Source organism: Lactobacillus sp. ESL0681, from assembly GCF_029392835.1.
Lineage (GTDB): Bacteria > Bacillota > Bacilli > Lactobacillales > Lactobacillaceae > Lactobacillus.
Genome location: NZ_CP113943.1, coordinates 1,139,080 through 1,159,559 on the forward strand (window position 1 = coordinate 1,139,080; position 20,480 = coordinate 1,159,559).

Consider the following 20,480-nt stretch of genomic DNA (forward strand, 5'->3'; position numbering starts at 1 on the left):
AAATCTGCTCCTAATCAAACTAGCTTTCCTTGTTCAAGTAAACTAGCTACTTCTGGTTGCACGTGCTGATACTTAGCAACTGTTCCTTCGTAATCAACGAAGAACAACTTGTACCACACAAGGAAAGTATAGATCGTCCAAATTTGCCGACGTGCTGAACCATCACCTTGATAATTATCATCTAACATTTGCAAAATCTTTTGCTGATCAAAAATATCGCTAACAAAGTCTTCACTAAATAACTCACGTACTTGCTTATAAAAACGTGGCTCTTTTAACCAGGCTTTGATTGGGGTCGGAAAGCCTAATTTAGGTCGTTTAGCCCATTCATCTGGCAAAACCTTTTCACTCGCTTTACGTAAAGCATATTTAGTGTCATGTTTATTAACTAAATATTCCGTTGGAATTGAATTTGCCCGTTCAGCAATCTTACGGTCAAGATATGGCACCCGCAACTCCAGTGAATGTGCCATCGAAATCTTATCCGCCTTTTGCTCAATATCATTTAACATAAAGTGATGCAAATCAATGTACTGCATTTGACGTACATTATCAAGATTTTTAACTTTCTTAAAATCGTGTTGATAAATACCGTTAACAGTTAGCTTGTTACGATATGATGGCTTCAAAATACTATTGGCATCATCAGCAGTGAAGATAGTGGGATAATCCATATCGTAGATTACTGACTGCCCAACATAAAACTCACTTGGCTCAGCTAAATTAGTATACAGGTGAACCTTGCCAGGAAAGTTCGGCATTTTCTTAACCTTGTGCGCTAATTTTACCCGATTTTTCTTTGGCAGTTTTTTCAATTGAGAAGTAAAGACTTTAATCACACTATTATGAGTATGCATACCGTAATTGACATAACCTGCAAATAATTCATCAGCACCTTCACCTGATAGAGCAACAGTCACATGCTTGCGCGCCATTTTACACAGATACCACAGCGGGATGATCGACGGATTAGCATCTGGCTCATCCATATGATATTGCATTTCCGCAAAGTCATTCATGGCCTCGTCTGCATTCACTTTATCTGAGAAAAATTTCCAGCCTTTGATATCTGCTAAATCTTTCGCCTTTGAAGCTTCATCATAAGTCGCATCATCAAAAGAAATTGAGAATACATCATCAGGATCTAAAATACTCGTGATATAACTCGAATCTACCCCTTCTGATAGAAATGCCCCAACTGGTACATCAGCGTTATGATAAAGTTCAACCGTTTCTTTCAGGTCCTCGTCAATCTTTTCAACCGTTTCTTCAAAGCTAAGATTATTAGCTTGATATTCAGCATCCCAATATTGATGAGTCTTCATCTCGCCAGCATGATATTCAAACCAGTTCCCAGCTGGAAAACGATAAACTCCCTTAAAGAAGGTTTCATCTAAATCATTATATTGGTTCATTAAGTATGGCTTAACAGCCTCAGTGTTTAATCGCCGCTTAAAACCAGGAAAAGCCAAAAAACTTTTGAGTTCAGATCCTACTAATAAATGGCCATTTTCGTTACTATAATATAGCGGCTTAATACCAAAGAAATCTCTAGCACCATACATTGTCTGGTTTTCATCATCCCAAATAATAAAGGCAAACATGCCACGTACTCGTTTAAGCAGGCCATCCATACCCCACTCTTCAAAACCATGCAATAATACTTCCGTATCAGTCTTAGTAGTAAAAGTATGACCAGCGGCAATTAATTCTTTTCTTAACGGCTTAAAGTTATAAATTTCACCATTAAAGATAATCGCCTTGGTATTGTCTTCATTATAGATTGGCTGGCTGCCACCCCGTAAGTCGATAATTGATAGCCTTCTAAAGCCAAGTGCAACCTTATCATTAGTGTAAAAGCCATCTGAATCTGGCCCCCGATGTTTAATCGTCGCCATCATCTTACCAATGGCGGCTTGCTTGTCATTTATTGCTGGATCGTAAAAAGCGACAATTCCGCACATATTTATCTTTCCTTAATCAGTTTTTTTAGTTTTATCAGTTCTTTTAATTAACTTTTCTATTATATGCTAAAAGGCGGTGGTTTTCCAAACTCCCCGTTCTTATTTAACTAAATATAAAAGAATCTACGCTTAGAAGCAGCACCGTACCCAAAGACCTGAATCAAGTGCTTAGTCAAATCAATATTTACAATATAACCTGCAAATTCAGTTTGAGAATCAAGCTGACGATGCCAATTTTTATTGTATTTGGTAGTCAGTGAATGACTTTCACCCATTAAAGCTGAGCAATTAAACAAAATATATTGAATGCCATTAATGCGATACTGGTCTTCACGATGCCGATGACCGCAAAAGTAAGCGATAATTCTAGCATTTTTAATTTTAGTAAAGTCGAAATCATTGGTTAGGCGGAACTCTGCCGGAATTCCTTGCACAGAATGCATCCGACCCTTTTCACGCTGGTTAAAAGCCACCAGCAATTCATGCAGCGAACGACCATTATACTTAAGAGCATTTGAACCTTTACGATTAATTGGATTAGCATGACTCATTAAAATAATTTGCTTATTTGATGACTGCGTCAAAATTTCAATAATTTCCTCAATCTGATCTTCACGAATCGCCAAAGTTAACTTCTCATCATATTTTTTTTGTCCCTGAGCATTTAAGATATATGGTACATCCGAAGTATTAACGGAGATGAAACGCAAATTACCGACATCATAGTAACAGACTCCGTGAACCCGTGACACATAATTAATCCCCTTTTGAGCATACATCTTGGGCCACATGATTTTTTCAAATTCGTTTTCAGGAAAAGAGGCACGCAAATCATGATGCTCATCATACTTATCGTTTTCATCATGATTACCTTTAATTAGCACTGCTGGCACTTGACTATCGCAAAATGAATCACGTAGTTTAGTTAATTCGCTCTCACTTAAAAAACCAGTATCAGAGCCGTCAATCCAGTCACCTAAGTGTACTTTTAAATCTAGTAGCTTTGCTTGGTCAAGATAAGAAAACTCGTTAACATGCGTTAGACCATTCCAACCATAAAAGTCACTACTATTACGGTCTTTATAATGTGTATCAGAAATTACACTCACGTTGATTGAGTTATCACCTTGCCGAATATGCTTGCTCACCCGTTCAACAAATTGATCCAAATATTCTTCTACCACATAGCGCCGCCCAGTCTGCGGACTAACAAAAGCACGATAACGATCTAGTTCCGGATTAAATTCACGCACATATTCTGGAGCTAACTTTTCGGTACTTTCTAAGCTAAGTGCCTGATGTAATAAATCATTTTCATCTTGATAAACAGTTAAGTGATACTCTTGTCCGCGCGGAGTTCCTTCATCAGCGCCAACCTGATACTCGCCAACACTGCGATATGATTGCAGCGGGTCTAAGCTAGCTTTTTTAGAATAAATAGGTCGTTTTCTAACGTCCTTAACATGACTGGCCATACCTACAACTTGCTTAAAAATATTCATTATTTGGCCTCAAAGCTAAAGAAAAAGCCGGACTATACCCAGCTTTTAAACAACTATACCCGATTTGCCAAAGCGTGTGCTGCCAACCCAATTGATAAGACAGCATCTTTAGACAAAACAGTCTGTAAATCTTTACCGGCAACAGCCTGGACAGCACTGATTACCTTAAGGCTATAAGTAATAACATGATAATCAACTTCTGCATTATAAAAATCATCCTCATAAGGATTTTCATGATTATAAGTCAAATTAATTTGGTTTTGATCAACAAAACCATCCACATGATTAGTTAACACACGATCATGTAAATCTGCCAGTTTTTCTGATAACTTAATCAAGGTCAATTTATGATCACTTTCTGACTCATAATATTGTTCTTGCGTCATGTCAAAGTATTCTTTAATCGGCTTGTGCAGAATTTGCAAGCTATCAATTGCTTCATAGACAGCTTCCGCATTAAAATCTTGTTCATTATTTAGAATTTCAGTTTGATTTTTGGCCAAATTGTCAGCCAAAGTCATTGTTGCTAATTCTTCCATGATTTCCTCCTAAATTAACTTCTATTATAACAAATACGGCTATTAAGTAGTACCTTTATTATTTTTAAGCGATTTCAGACTTAAACATCACTTTTGATTAAATTAACTAATTCAAAAACAACCAGCTAAAACTAACAATATTTTTGAGTATAGTTATAGTTTAAGCCTAAATAAAGTCAAGCAACTTATTATTCGTTAATTTATAGACATTATTAATAATTAAGGATAAAATTAACCTTAAATTGCTAGGTAATTAAAACACAAGATAAGGGAGTAAGATGAAACGTAAATTTAAGTTAATAATTGCCATAATTGTGGCGATTATCACACTCAGTCCGCTTAATACAGCTACTGATAACAATAATAATCAATCAGTAGTACTGGCGGCCACTAAAGCTAAAAAGCAAACCCATAAAAGTACTACCAAGTTGCGTCGCAACTCACGTATTTATAACGCTAAGGGTAAGGCCACTAAACATAAACTAAAAAAGCATACCAAAGTCGCTATTGACCAAGCACGTTACATTGGGAGTAAGCTCTACTATCGTCTTGCAGGTAGCAAATATTCGGGTAAAAATCTCTGGATTAAACAAAGTAACACGGGAAAAGTTACCGGCTCCAAAGTTAAAGTAGTTAATCAGCAACCTAAAAAAACGTCCAAGGCAACTATCGGCGGCAGCGGCAATCTATTGCAACCAAAAGTCGGGACGCGTCCACAAGATAATTTGTATTTAGCAGTTAATTCTACTTGGATGCAGCAAGCTAAAATTCCAGCAGATGAATTCCGGACAAGCTCATTTGACGATATTAACTCAAAAGTTAACCAGCAATTAAGTCAAGATATGGCAGACTTTGCTAACGGAAAAAAGGCTGTGCCTAATATTCCAGATCTCAATAAGGCTGTTGAACTATATAAGATTGCCCGTGATACTGATAAACGTAATCACGATGGTGCAAAACCAATTAAGGCAGATCTGGCACAACTGGAAAATATTAAAGACTTCGACGACCTTAATGCTAAAGCAGCAGACTTAGACAACACTATTATTGACTTTCCAATTGGATTCTATGTTAGTCCAGACATGAAGCACGCTCAAACCAATGCGCTTTATTTTAGCGAAATCGGAACTATGTTGCCTGATGCAAGTAATTATAGTAAATCAGAATTCAAAAAACTAAAAAGCTTGCTAAAACAAAAAGCTATTAAGCTATTAACCATGGCAGGCGTCGATAAGACTCAAGCAACCACCTATGCAGCAGATGCACTTAAATTTGATCAATTAATTGCTAAAAATACTGGCTCAGCTGAAGAAAGTGCTGATCTTACTAGCAATTATCACCCAATGAAGTTGCAAGATTTCAAAGCCAAATTTACTGACTTTGATATTCAAAAGTTCCTACAAGGAACCGTGGGGCAAGAACCTGAGCAAATTTTGATAACTGATCCAAGCTTCTTAGATAATGTCAATAAAGTCATTAACCGCAAAAATTTTGATGGCCTTAAAAGCTGGCTAATTGTCAACTTTATTAATGATGCCGCTGAAGACCTTTCTCAAGAATTCCAAGAAGCATGTTTACCATACGCTCAAGCTATAAATGGCACAACCAAGTTAGCGTCGGCAGATAAGCAAGCTTTCGCCACTGCCGATAGCGCCTTTGACGAGGTAATTGGGATTTATTACGGTAAGACCTACTTTGGCTCAGCTGCCAAAAAAGATGTTACAACCATGATTAACCAATTCTTGCAGACATATGAAAAAAGGCTACAAAATAACAATTGGTTGTCTGAAGCAACTAAACAACAAGCAATTGCTAAGTTAAAAGCGATGGTTGTCAAGGTAGGATACCCAGACAAGGTGTCAGAATCTTACCATCATCTAAAAGTGACCCCAGCAAGCCAAGGCGGAACTTTATATTCTAACAACCGCGCAATTGCAATTGAAGAAAATAAAGAAAACTATGCCCAGTTATCTAAGCCAGTTGATCGCACTGAATGGAGCATGACTGGTGACACTGTTAATGCTGGTTATAATGTGTACAGCAATGACATTACCTTCCCAGCTGCGATTTTACAAGCACCTTTTTATGATAAAAATCAAAGTAAAGCCGCTAACTTGGGCGGGATTGGTAGCGTAATTGGTCACGAGATTTCTCACGCTTTTGATAACAATGGTGCCCAATTTGACAAATACGGTAATTTAGACAATTGGTGGACCAAGCAAGACTACGCTGAATTTCAAAAACGGATTCAAGCAGAAATCAAATTATTTAATGGCATTAAATATGGTTCAGGAAAAGTAAATGGCAAGCAAACAGTGTCAGAGAATATTGCTGATCAGGGTGGTTTATCCACGGCAATTGAAGTAGCAAAGAGTGAAAACGCGGATTTGCGTGAATTATTTGAAAGTTATGCACGAATTTGGCGTATCAAGACAACTCCTCAAGAAGCCAAATTTCTATTAGCTCAAGATGTTCACGCACCTAGTCCGTTACGTGCCAATGTGCAAGTCCAATGTCAAGATGACTTTTATAAGGTCTTTAACGTTAAGCCGGGCGATGGCATGTGGCTGGCTCCAAGTAAACGAGTAAAGATTTGGTAATTTTAACCAACATAATTAAAAAAGCTGCACATATTATTGTGCGGCTTTTTTAGTTTGCAATATTTCAATTTAAAATTAGCGCTTATCTAAGATTTGATACGCCTTAGCTAAAAGTATTTCCAAATCCTTTTCCTTAACGTGACCCACAATTTTCCCATGTCTACCTTGAAAATCATAATTAGGCATCTGAAAAGTAATCACACTCCCTGATAATTGACTGGCTAAATCTATAATTGGATAATAAAGATTAGCTTTCCCTTTATTTAAATCGTGAGTAAAAAGCATGCAGACAACTAGTCCAGTTTTTTCGTTGTAACTAGTATTAGAAATTACAACCGCTGGTCTCTGAGTATTTCCAGTTTCTGGATTATGTCCTCCTTCTTCATGCCCTACATGAGGTTCGGAATCAATCCAAATAAGATCTCCTTGCTTAGGATACCTTACCATGCAATATTCTCCTTACCCACTTGCATTGTATCGGGATTGCCAACATCTGACATTTCTTTTCTAAAGTCAACATTATCATAATCACCATTAAACCAAGGATTTGCATCAATCGCTTTGTAAATTAATGTGTCACTATCTTCCTGAACTAATTTAAATTTTTGTCCTACTTTAACCTTTGCCTTAGCCGGAATCGTTAATGACACCGAGTTACCAGTCTTTCTAGCTATAATATTACCTAAGTCTTTTTCCATTTTACTTGCTCCATTCCATTTATGTAACTACAAGTATACACCGGTTAACTTGCTTTTCAAACAAAAAATCCCTAATTGTCAGAATTACACTAACAGTTAAGGGATTTTTAGGTTGTTTTAAAAAATACTAAATTATTCCGAACATATGATCCTTATTAGTATCAGCATTACCTAATGAGTCAACATCAACAGAACCTGTGTTGAGTGTCTTTAAGCTAATCATATTAACAAACATGTACGACATGTCCATAACTTTACTAGTATCAAAGTTACCTATATCTAAGATGGTAACCTTTTGAGCATTAGAAAACATATAGGACATATTAGTTACTTTACTGGTATCAAAGCTTCTGACGTCTATAGCTGTCACATTAATATTATCTTCAAACATATGCGACATATTGGTTACCTGACTAGTATCAAAATTACTTAAATCTAGATTAGTTGAGGCTTTATATCCCAAAAACATATAGGACATATCTGTTACTTTACTGGTATTAAACTTGCTAACATCAAGACTCTTTAAAGTATGATCAAAGGAAAACATAAACGACATGTCTGTTACCTTACTGGTATCAAAGCTACTTATATTTAAGTTTTGTAAACTAGTATTACCATAAAACATACCTGACATATCAGTGACTTTACTGGTATCAAAATTGCTCAAATCCAGATTAGTTAGATGACCAACAGGCTTAGCAGAACTAGTAGAATCAATAGGTGACATATAAAACATACCTGACATATCAGTGACTTTACTGGTATCAAATTTACTTAAGTCAAGGCTCTTTAAATTTTGATCTCCTGAGAACATAAATGACATATCCGTTGCCTTGCTAGTATCAACTTTATTTAGTCCTTGAATGTCAGTTAAATTATCTAAATCCTTGAATATCGCTCTAGCTTTTTCTGAAAATGAAATTTTTGAGTCAATAGATATGTGGTGAACATCAGATGGACTAATACCCTCTTTTTTGAGAATTAGATAGATTGGATCTCCACCATACACATTTCCTTTATCACTAGCTTGAATATGCAAAGTTTTAGTAGCTGGATTAAATCTCAGTTCACAATCTCCGTCTTGTCCAAGATATGTTCCTAAGTTATCACTTGGAGTAGTTGAATCTGTGTTATTGTCACCATTATCTGGCTTACTTGGGGTAGTTGTTCCCGAATTATTGTCACCATTACTTGGTTGGTTCGGCGTAGTAGCACCTGCATTTTGAAAATGACTACCATAAAACATATTATCTTTATTAGTATTAGCATTACCTAGTGAGTCAACACCACTAGCTGTGCGAAGTGTTTTCAAGCTAGTTGTATAGGCAAACATGTATGACATATCCATAACTTTACTAGTATCAAAACTACTTATATCTAAACTAGTTAAGCTAGCATCATTATGAAACATACTTGCCATATTAGTTACATTACTGGTATCAAAATTGCTTACATCTAAACTCTTAAGTTTTGGATCGAAAGCAAACATTTGATGCATATCTGTTACATTAGTGGTATCAACTTTGTCTAACCCTTTAATTTCCATTAAGTTGGGCAACTTCATAAATATTTCACTGGCATTACCCAAGAAGGTAATTGGAGCATCTAGTACAATAGATTTTATATCTGAAGTATCAATATTTCCACTAGGTAATATTTGAGTGGCAAATATAGCATTACCGTATTTATTGCCCGTTTCACCAGGTTTAATATGTACTGTTCCGGTTGATTTATTATAAGTAACATAACAATCACCAGATTTTCCTAAAAATTCGTCATTTGACGCTGAAGAATTATCACCATTGCCACTTGGTTGACTTGGCATAGTAGTTGAACCTGTATTACCACTACCAGTTGCAGCGCCACCATTGTTTGGCACAGCTGGCTGATTGTTGTCAGCAGGTTGATTATCAGGCTTAGCAGGATCACTCGATGCTGGTTCAAAAGCTGGCGTAGCTGCTTCTGTCTTAGAAGCAGGAATATATTTACAATTACCTAATGAGTAATATTTCTTGCCCTTAATCTTTTTAGTACCATAAGTTGCGACAGACTTACCAGCTTTAAAAGTCTTTTTACCAACTTTCTTACCTTTACTGTTATACATTCTGGTCTTCTTAGTAACAGTTACAGTCTTGGCTAGCTTAACGCTACCGGCCTTAACATATTTGCCATTACCAAGTGAATAGTACTTCTTACCCTTAATAATCTCAGTACCATAGACATTGATCTTTTTGTTCTTCTTTAAAGCTTTCTTGCCAACTCGCTTGCCTTTAGCATTATAAGTGTACGCATTCTTTTTCAATTGCGCTTTTTGCTTTGCTACTGCTTTAGTCTTAGCTGTTTCAGTTGTCTGTGGGGCAGCTTTTGCTACAGTAACATTAGCATTGGACAATACAAGTCCACCTAAAACACCACCAACAGCAGCAGTTCCTACTAACACTTTATGACTTATCTTAGTCAAACTTTTTTTATCGCTATTAGTCAATCTCTCTACCTCCGAATATACCTAATTCTCCAATTTGGCTTTAAGTATATTCTTTTTTTTTTTAATCAAGTTAAATAACGAAAGCTTGCAGCTTCAATTAAGACCAGCTAAGTAACATTAATAGCGGTTTTATAAACAGCCAGGTATTTTTATAATAGATAAATAGCTCCAAATAAAATAACATATAATATATTGTACATTGAGCTATTTCAATTTAACTCTATACCAATAAAAAAGTGATAGCAGCAAATTGATCAACTTGCCTTACTATCACTATTAAGTAAATATTTTTTATTTTTCTTTATTCAAAATTATTCAACCAAGTAAATTGCTTATTTTGAATAGCATCATAAATATCATTTAATTCTTTAGTTTGAGATTCACCCATCTTAGAATTCAGCTTCTCAATACTATCAATAATACTTACTACATCAGTACCAACTTGTGTCTCTTTAAATGGGTTGATAATTGCCTTAATATCATTATAGATTACTGGCAAGCTAGTTTGCACAGCACTGGGATCATGCAAATTAGTTCCCTGTAATTGTGTCAAAATATGCGCAAAGCTGTTACCCATAGCATCAAAGTCCAATCCCTGCGCATCTTGCCCAATCTTCAAAATTGAATTGTAAATGCTAGATAGATCAAATTGCGAAGTTGTTGCTATATCTCCAATTGCATTTAATGTAGCATCAGAATTACCTTTTAGAGCTAAAATACTATTATAAGCAGTTTGAATCTCCGCAACTTGTTTATCTTGAACGCTATCGCTAAGAGTTGTTAACCCCTTTAAGATATTGACTACATCCGCTTGAACTTTTTCACTTTGCTCAGGATCCATTTGCTTCAAATCATTATTACCAGCCAAATCATTTTGTAAACTATTTACTGCATAAAAAATTTGTGCTAATCCTGGACGTAATTGAGTTGCAACATCAGCAACTCCCTTTAATGTTTCATCATCACCATGATAATTTTCAAATGCACTATAAATCCCTTTAAGATTATCAATTTGAGTTTGATCTAAACTATTACCAACGTTTTGCATACCATGAAAGATAAGGTTAAGGTCTGCTTTAAGACCTTTATTAGATAATCCATTAATTATTGCAGTCAACTTTAATCCGATTGAAACAGCTTGTGGTTCAGTTATATCATCCCAAGTAGCTGGTAAACTTCCAATCTCAGTCATAACTTCAGCAAGATCCTTTTTAATAGCTTGATATTCGCTAGGAGTCAGCGAACTACGCAATCCTTCCAAACCCTTAGCAACTTGATCAACACCTGGGCGCATAGCAGTTGCTACAGAACTGGCCTGTTCAGCAACTTTACTTACCTTAGCTGGCGTTGAGTTTGAGTTGTCACTACCATTATCGGGCTTATTCGGAGTAGTTGCTGGCTTATTATCACTTGGTTTATCAGGTGTAGTTATCGCACCAGTTCCATTACTATTACTTGGCTGACTGGGAGCAGCAGTTCCAGAGTTACTTGGTGCTGCTGAAGTGTTAGTGCTAGTTGCGGAACCGTTTGGTTTATTTGACTGATTATTTTCAGTTGGTTGCTTGTCAGGTTTGGCACTTTCACTTGGGGCAGGTTTAGCTGCCGAAGTTTGCTTTTTAGCATTAGCTACTGGCAAGTATTTGCCATTACCAAGTGAATAATATTTCTTACCCTTAATCTTCTTTGTACCATACGTTGCAACCGATTTACCAGATTTAACGGTTGTCTTGCCAGCCTTTTTACCCTTACTGTTATAGAGCCGTGTCGTCTTAGTAACTGTTACTGTTTTAGCTAATTTTACATTATCTGCCTTAAGGTACTTGCCGTTATCAAGCAAATAATACTTTTTTCCCTTAATGACTTTAGTTCCATATAAGTTTACAATTTTGTTCTTTTTTAAAGCCTTCTTCCCAACCCGTTTACCTTTTTGGTTATAAGTATAAGCGTTTTTCTTCAATTGTCCCTTCTGGACTGTTGTTGCTTTAGTTGCCTTACTCTTAGCTACTTCAGCCACTTGCGAATCTGCCTTTACCAATGCACTATTAGCATTAGTCATTGCTACCGAACCTAGAATACCTCCAGCCACTGCTGCGCTCAGCAATATCTTATATCCTACTTTTGTTATTTTTATTTCATCATTTTTATACAAAGTATTCTACCTCCGAATATACCTAAATTAAAAACTTTATTTTTTAAGTATATTATATATTTCGATTAAATCAATTTAAATAACAAATGTTTCTCAATCTTTTTAAATTAGTTAAATAACCTAAAAGTTGATAAGATAAATAACATAATCGTTTTAAAATTATAAATAAAATAACTTATATTATTTTAAAAAGCAATCCTTTTCCGTTGCCGCAACATAAAAAATGATAGTAGCATGCCCAACTAGGCTCTCTACTATCATCATTAAGTAAACATTTTTATTGTAAAATTTAAGTTCTAAGGTTTAACCACTGTTCCAGAAGTACCCTGAATAATTTGGTTAACATTATCTAAGGAGCCAATGACTGCTTCTTTGCCACTTGCTTCAACAAAATTAATTGCCGCCTGTACTTTAGGCAACATACTGCCTTTAGCAAATTGATCTTCAGCAATATATTTTTGTAGTCCTTGTACACTCACATCACCCAAGCATTCTTCATCGGGCTGACCAAAATTAATACAAACGCCAGCAACAGAAGTTAAAATAATTAACCGATCTGCATCCACAAGTTCAGCCAATTTAGCTGCACTAAAATCTTTATCAATTACAGCTTCTTTACCCACAAGTTGCTGATCAGTCTCTACCACCGGAATTCCGCCGCCGCCAGCAACAATTGGTACAGTGCCATTATCAATTACTTGTTGAATTGCACGATACTCTTGAATTTTTTGTGGCTTAGGAGAAGGAACAACTCTTCGGTACCCACGTCCTGAGTCTTCAACAAAAACCCAATCGGGATTTTGATGTTTCATTTCTGCCATTTCGGTTTCATCATAAAACGGACCAATTGGTTTAGATGGCTGACTAAATGCCGGATCCTGCCCATCAATAACAGTTTGGGTTACGATTGAAATAACGTCTTTAGCAATCCCATTTTTAGCCAGTTCTGTTTGCAGAGCATTTTGTAACCAATAACCTATACTTCCTTGAGTCATCGCACCAACTGTGTCAAGTGGCATAGCAGGATTCTTAGGACTATTAGCGGCTAATTGCTGTAATAGTTGATTACCAACTTGTGGTCCATTACCATGAGTTACGATGAGCTCGTCACCATTTTTAATAAAGTTAACTAAAACTTTTGCTGTTTTTTTAACTGCTGCTTGTTGCGCTCTAGCTGTTGGGTCAGTTGATAAAATCGCATTTCCCCCTAAGGCAACAACAACTCGACTATTTGTCATAAATAATTTCCTCAATTCTAATTTATTTTAATTGTGCCATTGATTAATAAAGTAACAGTTAATAATGCTAACAATAAAATGATTACCATTACCACTTTTTCCATTTTAGTGATTTTGTGCTTATATTCTTTGGATGCTGCCCAATAGAAGTATAATCCTGGTAAATATGCCAGCGTCGTCATTAATACTTGTTGCCATCCAGCTAAAATCATTGCTAATAACTGAAATCCAGCTGCAAATATTCCAATTGCAAACTGACCCCAGTCGCCGTTTTGGTATGAATATTTCATTTGATAGACACCAACCAGCAAATAACTTAATAAAATCGCTGCTGTTGCCAATGTATAAGCAAAATTATAAGCATAATCTGTTGCTAGCAAGGTAAACAGAAACAATGTCTGCATAACACCAGTAATTATTAAAGAAGTTGTAGGTGAATTTTTAGCGTTTAATTTACCCCAGTATGACGGCAAAGTTTGATCCTTAACCATCAATGTTGTGGTTTCAGCTGGTAACATAGTCCATGATAGCCAAGAACCAATTGTTGAGATAATAACACCGACATTAATAAAACTTGCTCCCCAATCACCAACAACATGTTTCAAGATATTTGCCATGGCTGGCTGTTTAATTGTGGCTAATTGTGCTTGACTCAAAACACCATAAGGTAAGATTGATGCAAAAACATAAATAATAATTAAAGTTGCTAATCCCATAATGGTTGCAGCTTGTGCATCTGAACGCCTTTTGGCACGATTGGCTAATACACTAGCACCTTCGATCCCAATAAAGACCCACATAATAATCATAATGCTTTGCTTCATTTGACCAAAAATACTAAGTACTTTACCACCGTGCAATAGATTATTGGCCACATTGCCCCAAAAGTCAGCAGTAAAAATTCCTGCTTTAAAGCCAACTATGGTAATAATCATAAATACTACCAGTGGAACTAGCTTGCAAATAGTTACAATAGTGTTAACAAAACTTGCACTTTCCACACCATTATTTACCAGCCAGCTTAGTCCCCAAACAAAAATAATAGCAACAAAAATTGACGGCAAATTTTGTCCACCCTTGAATACAGGGAAAAAGTACCCTATAGCACTCATCAGCATTGTGGCAAAAGCAATGTTTCCTAGCCAAGCAGACAACCAATATCCCCAACCACTTAGAAATCCTCCAAGTGGTCCGAAAGCTGCCTTAGCATAACTGAAAATACCGGAATTTAATTCTGGTTGTTTTTTCGACAGATTATTAAGTGACAATACTAAAGCATAGATACCAATCCCACAAAATAGCCAAGCTAGTAATGCTGGTCCTGGAGCCGCTGCATTAGCGAGATCACTCGTAATTCCAAAAATGCCTGTTCCAATTGAAGAACTAACAATCAGGGCAGTTAACCCCGTTTTACTAATTCCTGTTTCTTTAGCCATTGTAAATCTCCTAGATTTTTTAATAAAAAAACAGCCGCATACCAAAGAACTTCTGAAGTAAAACTGCTGCCTTTTTGTAACTTTATAACAGAGATATTAATTAATTTAAACCTAAGCTTTAGGAATGAATAAATCACCTAATGTTGCAGCCATAATTGCCTTAATACCATGCTTACGATTCTCACCCTCCTCGAAAACGCGTGAATATTTGCTACGGAAGACCTCATCGGTTACTTCCATTTCGGTGATGCCATACTTTTCTTCAATCTCTTTACCATATTCGGTCTTTGTGTCATGAAAAGCAGGTAAACAATGCATAAAGATCAATTCATCGTCTGGAGTACCAGTTTTACGCATTAAATCCATATTTACTTGATATGGCTTTAGCAACTTAACCCGTTCTTCCCAATCTGACTCACCCATTGATACCCAAACATCAGTGTAGATTGCATTCGAACCTTTAACTCCCTTATCAATGTCATCAGTAATTACAATTTCTGAGCCACTTTCTTGAGCATATTTTTTAGCAATTTCAACATGATTTTCTGAAGGTAACAATGATTTTGGTGCTACTATATGAACATTTACGCCAACCATTGAACCACCAACTAAAAGTGAATTAGCAACATTGTTGCGACCATCACCAATAAAGGTCAAAGTTAGACCCTTGAGATAGCCAAAGTTTTCTTTTAGAGTCATCAAATCTGGAATTGTTTGTGTTGGATGCCATTCATCAGTTAATCCATTCCAAACCGGTACACCCGAATACTTAGCTAAACCATCAACTGTTGATTGTTTAAAACCACGAAACTCGATTCCATCAAACATACTACCCAAGATTTTAGCAGTATCTTCAACTGATTCCTTTTTTCCTAAGTGAATGTCATCTTTACCTAAGTAATCTGGATGAGCTCCGAGTTCAACTGCTGCTGTAACAAAAGATGAACGAGTTCTAGTCGATGCTTTCTCAAACAAAAGAGCAATACTCTTACCCTCAAGATAACGATGTGGAATATTATGCCGTTTGAGATATTTCAAATGCAAACCAAAATCAATCAAATAGTTCATTTCTGCAGGCGTTAATGAAGTCTCAGATAAAACACTTCTACCTTGGAATATACTGTTCTTTTTTCCGTTAAATCTTTTGTCCATTATAATTAATTCTCCATCTTATCAAACTATTAAATATCTTCTCTAACGATTGGCATTGACATACATCTAGGACCACCACGACCGCGTGATAATTCACTCGAGCGAACCTCATGTACTAAAATACCGTGTTCACGTAACAAATCATTTGAAACATAATTACGGTTATAAGTTACTACTTCTCCTGGAGCAATTGTTAATGTATTAGAACCATCGTTCCACTGTTCTCTTGGCGCTACAATTGGATCACCATTGCCGGTTGGAATTAGATCAATTTCTGATTGATTCAATTCTTTTTTCAGAACTTCAACAATATCGTCATGATAGTCTACTTTAATTCGATCATTTTCATCAGCAGTTAAAACGTATACATCAAGTTTTCCATCTGCCTTTAAAATCGCAGGATGAACTGTAAATTGATTGTAATTAATCATCGTAAAGACAGTATCTAAGTGCATCATCGCATGATTATGTGGAATCCGAATCGCCAAAACGGTATCAAAATCAGAATCCTTAAACAAATTATGAGCAATATCCTCGATTGCCTTAGCTGATGTTCTTTGTGAAACACCAATTGCCAAAACACGCTGACTAAGTACCAGTTCGTCCCCGCCTTCTATACGGCTAGTGTGGTTCCGATCACGCCAAACATGAATACCCTGATCTTTAAAGCGTGGGTGATTAGCAATAATATATTGCATAAATAATGATTCTCGGTTACGCGCAGCAAAAGTCATATGATTAATTGATAAACCATCTCCAATTGCAGCTGCCGGATCTCTTGTAAAGTACGTATTCGGCATTGGATCCATCAAGAATGGATATTCAGCATCTTCTGCTAATTCTGCTAATGAATTCAGCTTAACATCGATATCAGTCTTGCGAACACCAGCAATAATTTTGTTAACCATTGCTTGGTTATCCAAGCTAAGTAAATATGCTTTTAAGGCATCATGAACTGATCCAGCAGCATAACCTGACTCTGCCAACATCTGATCTAGAAATTGTTCTTTAGTGCCTTCATCAGCCAAAGCTTGAGCAGCTAATTGCTCCATGTATAAGACTTCAACGCCATTATCTTTTAGAGTATTAGCAAAATCGTCATGTTCTTCTTGAGCAATTGGCAGATAGGGAATATCGTCAAATAATAGACGCTCCATTGAATCTGGGGTAATATTCTCAACTTCCTCACCAGGTCGTTTTAAGATAACAGTCTTTAACTTACCAATTTCTGAAGTTACATGAATTGCATGTTGTGACATAAAAATCACTCCTTTGTGACTAGTTTTGATTTTTTTGATTGAAGTGCACTCAACACGTCGAATATTAATACATAACTGCAAACGCTGTCAAACATTTTTTTGATTTGAACAGTAAAAATTACCTTTTTCAAACCTGCTGGAAGTATATTATAATCAAGCTTGGAGGTGTTTTTTATGACCAACAAAATTTTTTCTCCAAAAGAGAAAGTTTATAATTATTTAGCCCAACAACTAACACTAGGAAAAATTAATCGCCATGAGCACATCACGGAACAATCCTTAGCAGATCAGCTTGGAATGAGTAGAACCCCTATACGAGAGGCTTTATTAGAACTTTCCATGGATAATATTCTTGAAAGAATTCCCAATAAAGGCTTTAGAATTAAGTTTTATACCAAAAAAGATTTACGTGAGCTTTATAGTTTAATTGGGTTACTTGATGGCAAAATTGCTGAATCAACTATTGACCAATTAACCGATCAAGATTACTCACTCATGCAATTTTACGTAGATAGCATGAATTCTGCACTAGCCAATCGGCTGTATACAAAATACAATGAGCTACAAGAACAATTTCATGATATTTATTTAGATAAGTGTGCCAATAAATTATTAAGACAAGAATTAAGAAGTAAAAAGAAAAGTTTTATTGGCAAGGATTACGCAAAACTATCTGACACAGAAATTACTAATCTATTGAAGCAAACTATTCTTGAGCATCAACATATCCTTAACTTATTCAAGCAGCATAATACAGCTGACTTACGTAAATATATTGAAGAGGTACATTGGAATCCCAATAATTCTCGCTATGATGTTTCTTGATAATTAGTCTATATAATAGGAAGAAACTAGAAAATTTTGTATAAGTTCATGATAAACTTTCCAGTTTCCTCCTATATTAAGTACTTGTAAAAATACATTTCAACTTATTCTGTTGAAATGTATTTTTTATCCAATTCTTTTGTGATAAGTTAAATTATTATCAATTGTATTTTGTATGTGAATATTTTCTGTTTTTTCTTTGCCTCTATTAAAATAATGTGTTATTATATAAGCGCTTCCAAGATAGTGAATTGATGGACAAGGAATTCAAGGATAATGGAAAAAAAGAAAAAAATAGGCGGTTTCACTTTAGTCATGTTAATTGTAACTGCTTCAATTGGGGCGGGAGTTTTCGCTCTCAACAGTCAGTTAGCGCAAGCAGCCGCACCTGGTCCTGCCCTAATTGCTTGGGGAATTGTTGGCTTAGGAAGCTTATTACTAGCAGCAACACTTAATAATTTACTCAATAAATGCCCTCAACTTGATGGTATTTTTGCTTACGGCAAAAAAGGGTTTGGCGATTTCACTGGCTTTTTAAGCGGTTGGGGTTATTGGATGTCAGGCTGGCTAGGTAATGTCGCAATCTCAACTGTTTTCATGAGTACATTAGGGAGTTTTTTACCAATTTTTTCTAAAAGTAATAGCCCTTACACAATTACAGGGGCTAGTATTTGCACATGGCTGTTAATTTTATTAGTTTCGCGTGGGATTGAAAATGCTGCTTTTCTAGACTCAATTATTACAATTTGCAAATTAGTTCCAATTATCACTTTTATCATTATTAGCTGGGTAGTTTTTAAAGCTGGCTTTCTCTCTCGTAACTTTTGGGGTAATCTGACTAATTCCTTCAATTTGCAGACTACTTTTTCACAAGTAAAAAATTGTTTTGTAGTTATGATGTGGCTCTTCGTCGGATTAGAGGGAGCCACTGTTTTAGCCGCACGCGCAAAAAGTAAAAAAACTGCAGGACGTTCTACTTTAGTAGGCGTTATTTTATTACTCGTAATTTATATTCTAACTTCGATTTTACCTTATGGCTATTTCACTCGAAAACAATTGATTAATGCTCCTCAACCACCTATGGCCTACTTGTTAAGTAAAATAGTTGGAAATTGGGGAGGCTTATTAATTACTGTGGGGGTACTTTTATCTTCACTTGGTACTTTAATTTCCGGAACTATCTTACCTTCAGAAACAATGCAATCAATGGCTCAAGATCAACTTTTACCTAATAAGCTGAATAATAAAAATAGTTTCGGGGCACCAACAACCGCATTATTAGTAACCGGTACAGTAATTCAACTATTTTTAATCAGTCTATTATTTACTAATAAAGCATACAAATTAACCTATAGTCTAAGTACTGTTGCCATTATCATTACCTATCTAATTATTGCTGCCTTTCAAGTCAAGATTTCCTGGCAAGAAAAAAACCTACTACAATTATTAATTGGAGTAGGTACATTGATTTTTGAAGTAATTGGGATTCTCTCAGCTGGCTTAAAATATCTTCTTGCCTGTACAATTATTTATATTCCTGGTCTATATCTTTACTATCGCACAATCAAAGCGAAGCGAAAATTAACTTTACCAGAAAAACTAGCTATCGCAATTATTACAATTATTGGTCTATCTGCCTTAATAGTCTTAATCACTGGAAAACTATCACTATAATGATTTTTAAAAGTGTAAATGGTACTTGATTGTATAAGACTTTGGTCTATTTGGTTGTAACTCAATCTCAGAAAAATCATTTTCTTTTTCCAGACCAGTCAAAGTTTCAGGTTCTAAAGCTATCCCTGCGTATGGCCGTCCAACACCTTTTGTTCTAATTAGATTCATGTGCTCTTCAGTAAAGGAGTTAGCAGTAAAAGCGACTAATCCATTACGCTTAGATTCAATTGCTACACTGATATTGGTTTCTGGATCTGCTAGCTCCGCAATTATTCCACTTTCATCAGGTTGAACTACAAAAAGATCGTCAAGGCCTTTTTCGTTTGTGTCACTCATTGCCGCAATTGCTGTTCCAAGTTTAGTTGAACCTTGAAAATCAAACGATGTTTGAGCAACAGGCAATTTTTTGGTAGTTGGGATCTTTTGCTTATCTAATTCTAAAACTTGATTACTGTTTATCTTTAACCAATGCTGCTTAATAGTCTCAGTCTTACCAAGGTTAAAATAGGTATGCTGTGTAGGATTAAAAACCGTCTTTTCATTACTATTAGCACTAAACTTAATCTCTACTACATCATCCTTAGTTAAGGAATACGTAACACAGACTAGCATTTGACCAGGAAAGCCGTCACTGCTAGCTTGTTCGTGATACATCTTGATCACATCTTCATTAGTCGCATGAACAATTTCACCCTGCCAAATTTGTGTATTGAAGCCTTGAGCACCCCCATGAAGAGTAGTTGAACCTTCATTCGTTGGTAATTGAATAGTTTGACCATCAAGCATCAATCTTCCATTAGCAATTCGTCCAGCAGTTCTCCCAATCGCCATGCAAACATAGAAGGGATTATCTAAATAATCTCGACTATGAGCATAATTTAATACTAAATTACGTTTACCAGTTTTAGTTGGAACACTAATTTCATAGATTGTTGAACCTAAGCTCAATATCGAAAGAG

15 protein-coding genes are annotated in these 20,480 nt (G+C 35.8%); 3 read left to right on the top strand and 12 right to left on the bottom strand.

Going from position 1 to position 20,480, the window contains the following annotated elements; genetic code table 11:
* Window positions 1-14 precede the first annotated feature (14 nt).
* From asnB to OZX59_RS05465, 3 genes are all read right to left on the bottom strand, one after another.
* Window positions 15-1,964: an asparagine synthase (glutamine-hydrolyzing) gene (gene asnB, locus OZX59_RS05455; RefSeq protein WP_277125034.1), complete on the bottom strand. Its 1,950-nt coding sequence runs from the start codon at window positions 1,962-1,964 to the stop codon at window positions 15-17.
* 107 nt (window positions 1,965-2,071) lie between these two features.
* Entirely contained in the window at window positions 2,072-3,466 is a 1,395-nt protein-coding gene (locus tag OZX59_RS05460) for a metallophosphoesterase (protein WP_277125035.1), read from the bottom strand.
* A gap of 53 nt (window positions 3,467-3,519) precedes the next feature.
* Window positions 3,520-4,005 (bottom strand): hypothetical protein, encoded by a 486-nt coding sequence (locus OZX59_RS05465; RefSeq protein ID WP_277125037.1) that lies wholly within the window; start codon window positions 4,003-4,005, stop codon window positions 3,520-3,522.
* A gap of 278 nt (window positions 4,006-4,283) precedes the next feature.
* Here OZX59_RS05465 and OZX59_RS05470 point away from each other — a divergent pair, with 278 nt between their 5' ends.
* Complete coding sequence (locus OZX59_RS05470) at window positions 4,284-6,605, top strand: M13 family metallopeptidase (protein WP_277125039.1); 2,322 nt, start codon at window positions 4,284-4,286, stop codon at window positions 6,603-6,605.
* Between the two features lie 75 nt (window positions 6,606-6,680).
* Here OZX59_RS05470 and OZX59_RS05475 read toward each other — a convergent pair whose 3' ends face one another.
* The 8 genes from OZX59_RS05475 to arcA all read right to left on the bottom strand — a co-directional run bounded on the left by OZX59_RS05475 (window position 6,681) and on the right by arcA (window position 17,022).
* Window positions 6,681-7,052 carry a type II toxin-antitoxin system PemK/MazF family toxin gene (locus tag OZX59_RS05475; RefSeq protein WP_277125041.1) on the bottom strand — a complete coding sequence of 124 codons (372 nt, stop codon included), beginning with the start codon at window positions 7,050-7,052 and terminating at the stop codon, window positions 6,681-6,683.
* The gene (locus tag OZX59_RS05480) at window positions 7,046-7,303 is read right to left on the bottom strand and encodes a hypothetical protein (protein WP_277125042.1); all 258 of its coding nucleotides are present in this window, start codon (window positions 7,301-7,303) and stop codon (window positions 7,046-7,048) included. The genes OZX59_RS05475 and OZX59_RS05480 overlap by 7 nt, the downstream gene beginning before the upstream one ends.
* A gap of 127 nt (window positions 7,304-7,430) precedes the next feature.
* Window positions 7,431-9,788 (bottom strand): BspA family leucine-rich repeat surface protein, encoded by a 2,358-nt coding sequence (locus tag OZX59_RS05485; RefSeq protein WP_277125044.1) that lies wholly within the window; start codon window positions 9,786-9,788, stop codon window positions 7,431-7,433.
* A 301-nt stretch (window positions 9,789-10,089) separates the two neighbouring features.
* Window positions 10,090-11,937: an SLAP domain-containing protein gene (locus tag OZX59_RS05490; RefSeq protein ID WP_277125045.1), complete on the bottom strand. Its 1,848-nt coding sequence runs from the start codon at window positions 11,935-11,937 to the stop codon at window positions 10,090-10,092.
* Between the two features lie 296 nt (window positions 11,938-12,233).
* Window positions 12,234-13,175 carry a carbamate kinase gene (arcC, locus tag OZX59_RS05495; RefSeq protein WP_277125047.1) on the bottom strand — a complete coding sequence of 314 codons (942 nt, stop codon included), beginning with the start codon at window positions 13,173-13,175 and terminating at the stop codon, window positions 12,234-12,236.
* A gap of 17 nt (window positions 13,176-13,192) precedes the next feature.
* Entirely contained in the window at window positions 13,193-14,611 is a 1,419-nt protein-coding gene (locus tag OZX59_RS05500) for a basic amino acid/polyamine antiporter (RefSeq protein ID WP_277125049.1), read from the bottom strand.
* A 111-nt stretch (window positions 14,612-14,722) separates the two neighbouring features.
* Window positions 14,723-15,763 carry an ornithine carbamoyltransferase gene (argF, locus tag OZX59_RS05505; protein ID WP_277125051.1) on the bottom strand — a complete coding sequence of 347 codons (1,041 nt, stop codon included), beginning with the start codon at window positions 15,761-15,763 and terminating at the stop codon, window positions 14,723-14,725.
* A gap of 29 nt (window positions 15,764-15,792) precedes the next feature.
* Window positions 15,793-17,022: an arginine deiminase gene (gene arcA / locus OZX59_RS05510; protein ID WP_277125053.1), complete on the bottom strand. Its 1,230-nt coding sequence runs from the start codon at window positions 17,020-17,022 to the stop codon at window positions 15,793-15,795.
* A 174-nt stretch (window positions 17,023-17,196) separates the two neighbouring features.
* Here arcA and OZX59_RS05515 point away from each other — a divergent pair, with 174 nt between their 5' ends.
* On the top strand, window positions 17,197-17,847 hold the full coding sequence (locus OZX59_RS05515; RefSeq protein WP_277125055.1) for a GntR family transcriptional regulator: 651 nt from the start codon (window positions 17,197-17,199) through the stop codon (window positions 17,845-17,847).
* Between the two features lie 276 nt (window positions 17,848-18,123).
* Entirely contained in the window at window positions 18,124-19,521 is a 1,398-nt protein-coding gene (locus OZX59_RS05520; protein ID WP_277125057.1) for a basic amino acid/polyamine antiporter, read from the top strand.
* A 6-nt stretch (window positions 19,522-19,527) separates the two neighbouring features.
* On the opposite strand, the gene OZX59_RS05525 is transcribed toward OZX59_RS05520, so the two are convergent.
* Window positions 19,528-20,469, bottom strand: coding sequence for an aldose epimerase family protein (locus OZX59_RS05525; RefSeq protein ID WP_277125059.1), 942 nt, complete (start codon window positions 20,467-20,469; stop codon window positions 19,528-19,530).
* Window positions 20,470-20,480: the final 11 nt, after the last annotated feature.

Excerpts from the sequence above, each read along its gene's own strand:
- asnB (WP_277125034.1), bottom strand. The coding sequence starts at position 1,964 with ATGTGCGGAATTGTCGCTTTTTACGATCCAGCAATAAATGACAAGCAA.
- OZX59_RS05460 (WP_277125035.1), bottom strand. The coding sequence starts at position 3,466 with ATGAATATTTTTAAGCAAGTTGTAGGTATGGCCAGTCATGTTAAGGAC.
- OZX59_RS05465 (WP_277125037.1), bottom strand. The coding sequence starts at position 4,005 with ATGGAAGAATTAGCAACAATGACTTTGGCTGACAATTTGGCCAAAAAT.
- OZX59_RS05470 (WP_277125039.1), top strand. The coding sequence starts at position 4,284 with ATGAAACGTAAATTTAAGTTAATAATTGCCATAATTGTGGCGATTATC.
- OZX59_RS05475 (WP_277125041.1), bottom strand. The coding sequence starts at position 7,052 with ATGGTAAGGTATCCTAAGCAAGGAGATCTTATTTGGATTGATTCCGAA.
- OZX59_RS05480 (WP_277125042.1), bottom strand. The coding sequence starts at position 7,303 with ATGGAAAAAGACTTAGGTAATATTATAGCTAGAAAGACTGGTAACTCG.
- arcC (WP_277125047.1), bottom strand. The coding sequence starts at position 13,175 with ATGACAAATAGTCGAGTTGTTGTTGCCTTAGGGGGAAATGCGATTTTA.
- OZX59_RS05500 (WP_277125049.1), bottom strand. The coding sequence starts at position 14,611 with ATGGCTAAAGAAACAGGAATTAGTAAAACGGGGTTAACTGCCCTGATT.
- argF (WP_277125051.1), bottom strand. The coding sequence starts at position 15,763 with ATGGACAAAAGATTTAACGGAAAAAAGAACAGTATATTCCAAGGTAGA.
- arcA (WP_277125053.1), bottom strand. The coding sequence starts at position 17,022 with ATGTCACAACATGCAATTCATGTAACTTCAGAAATTGGTAAGTTAAAG.
- OZX59_RS05515 (WP_277125055.1), top strand. The coding sequence starts at position 17,197 with ATGACCAACAAAATTTTTTCTCCAAAAGAGAAAGTTTATAATTATTTA.
- OZX59_RS05520 (WP_277125057.1), top strand. The coding sequence starts at position 18,124 with ATGGAAAAAAAGAAAAAAATAGGCGGTTTCACTTTAGTCATGTTAATT.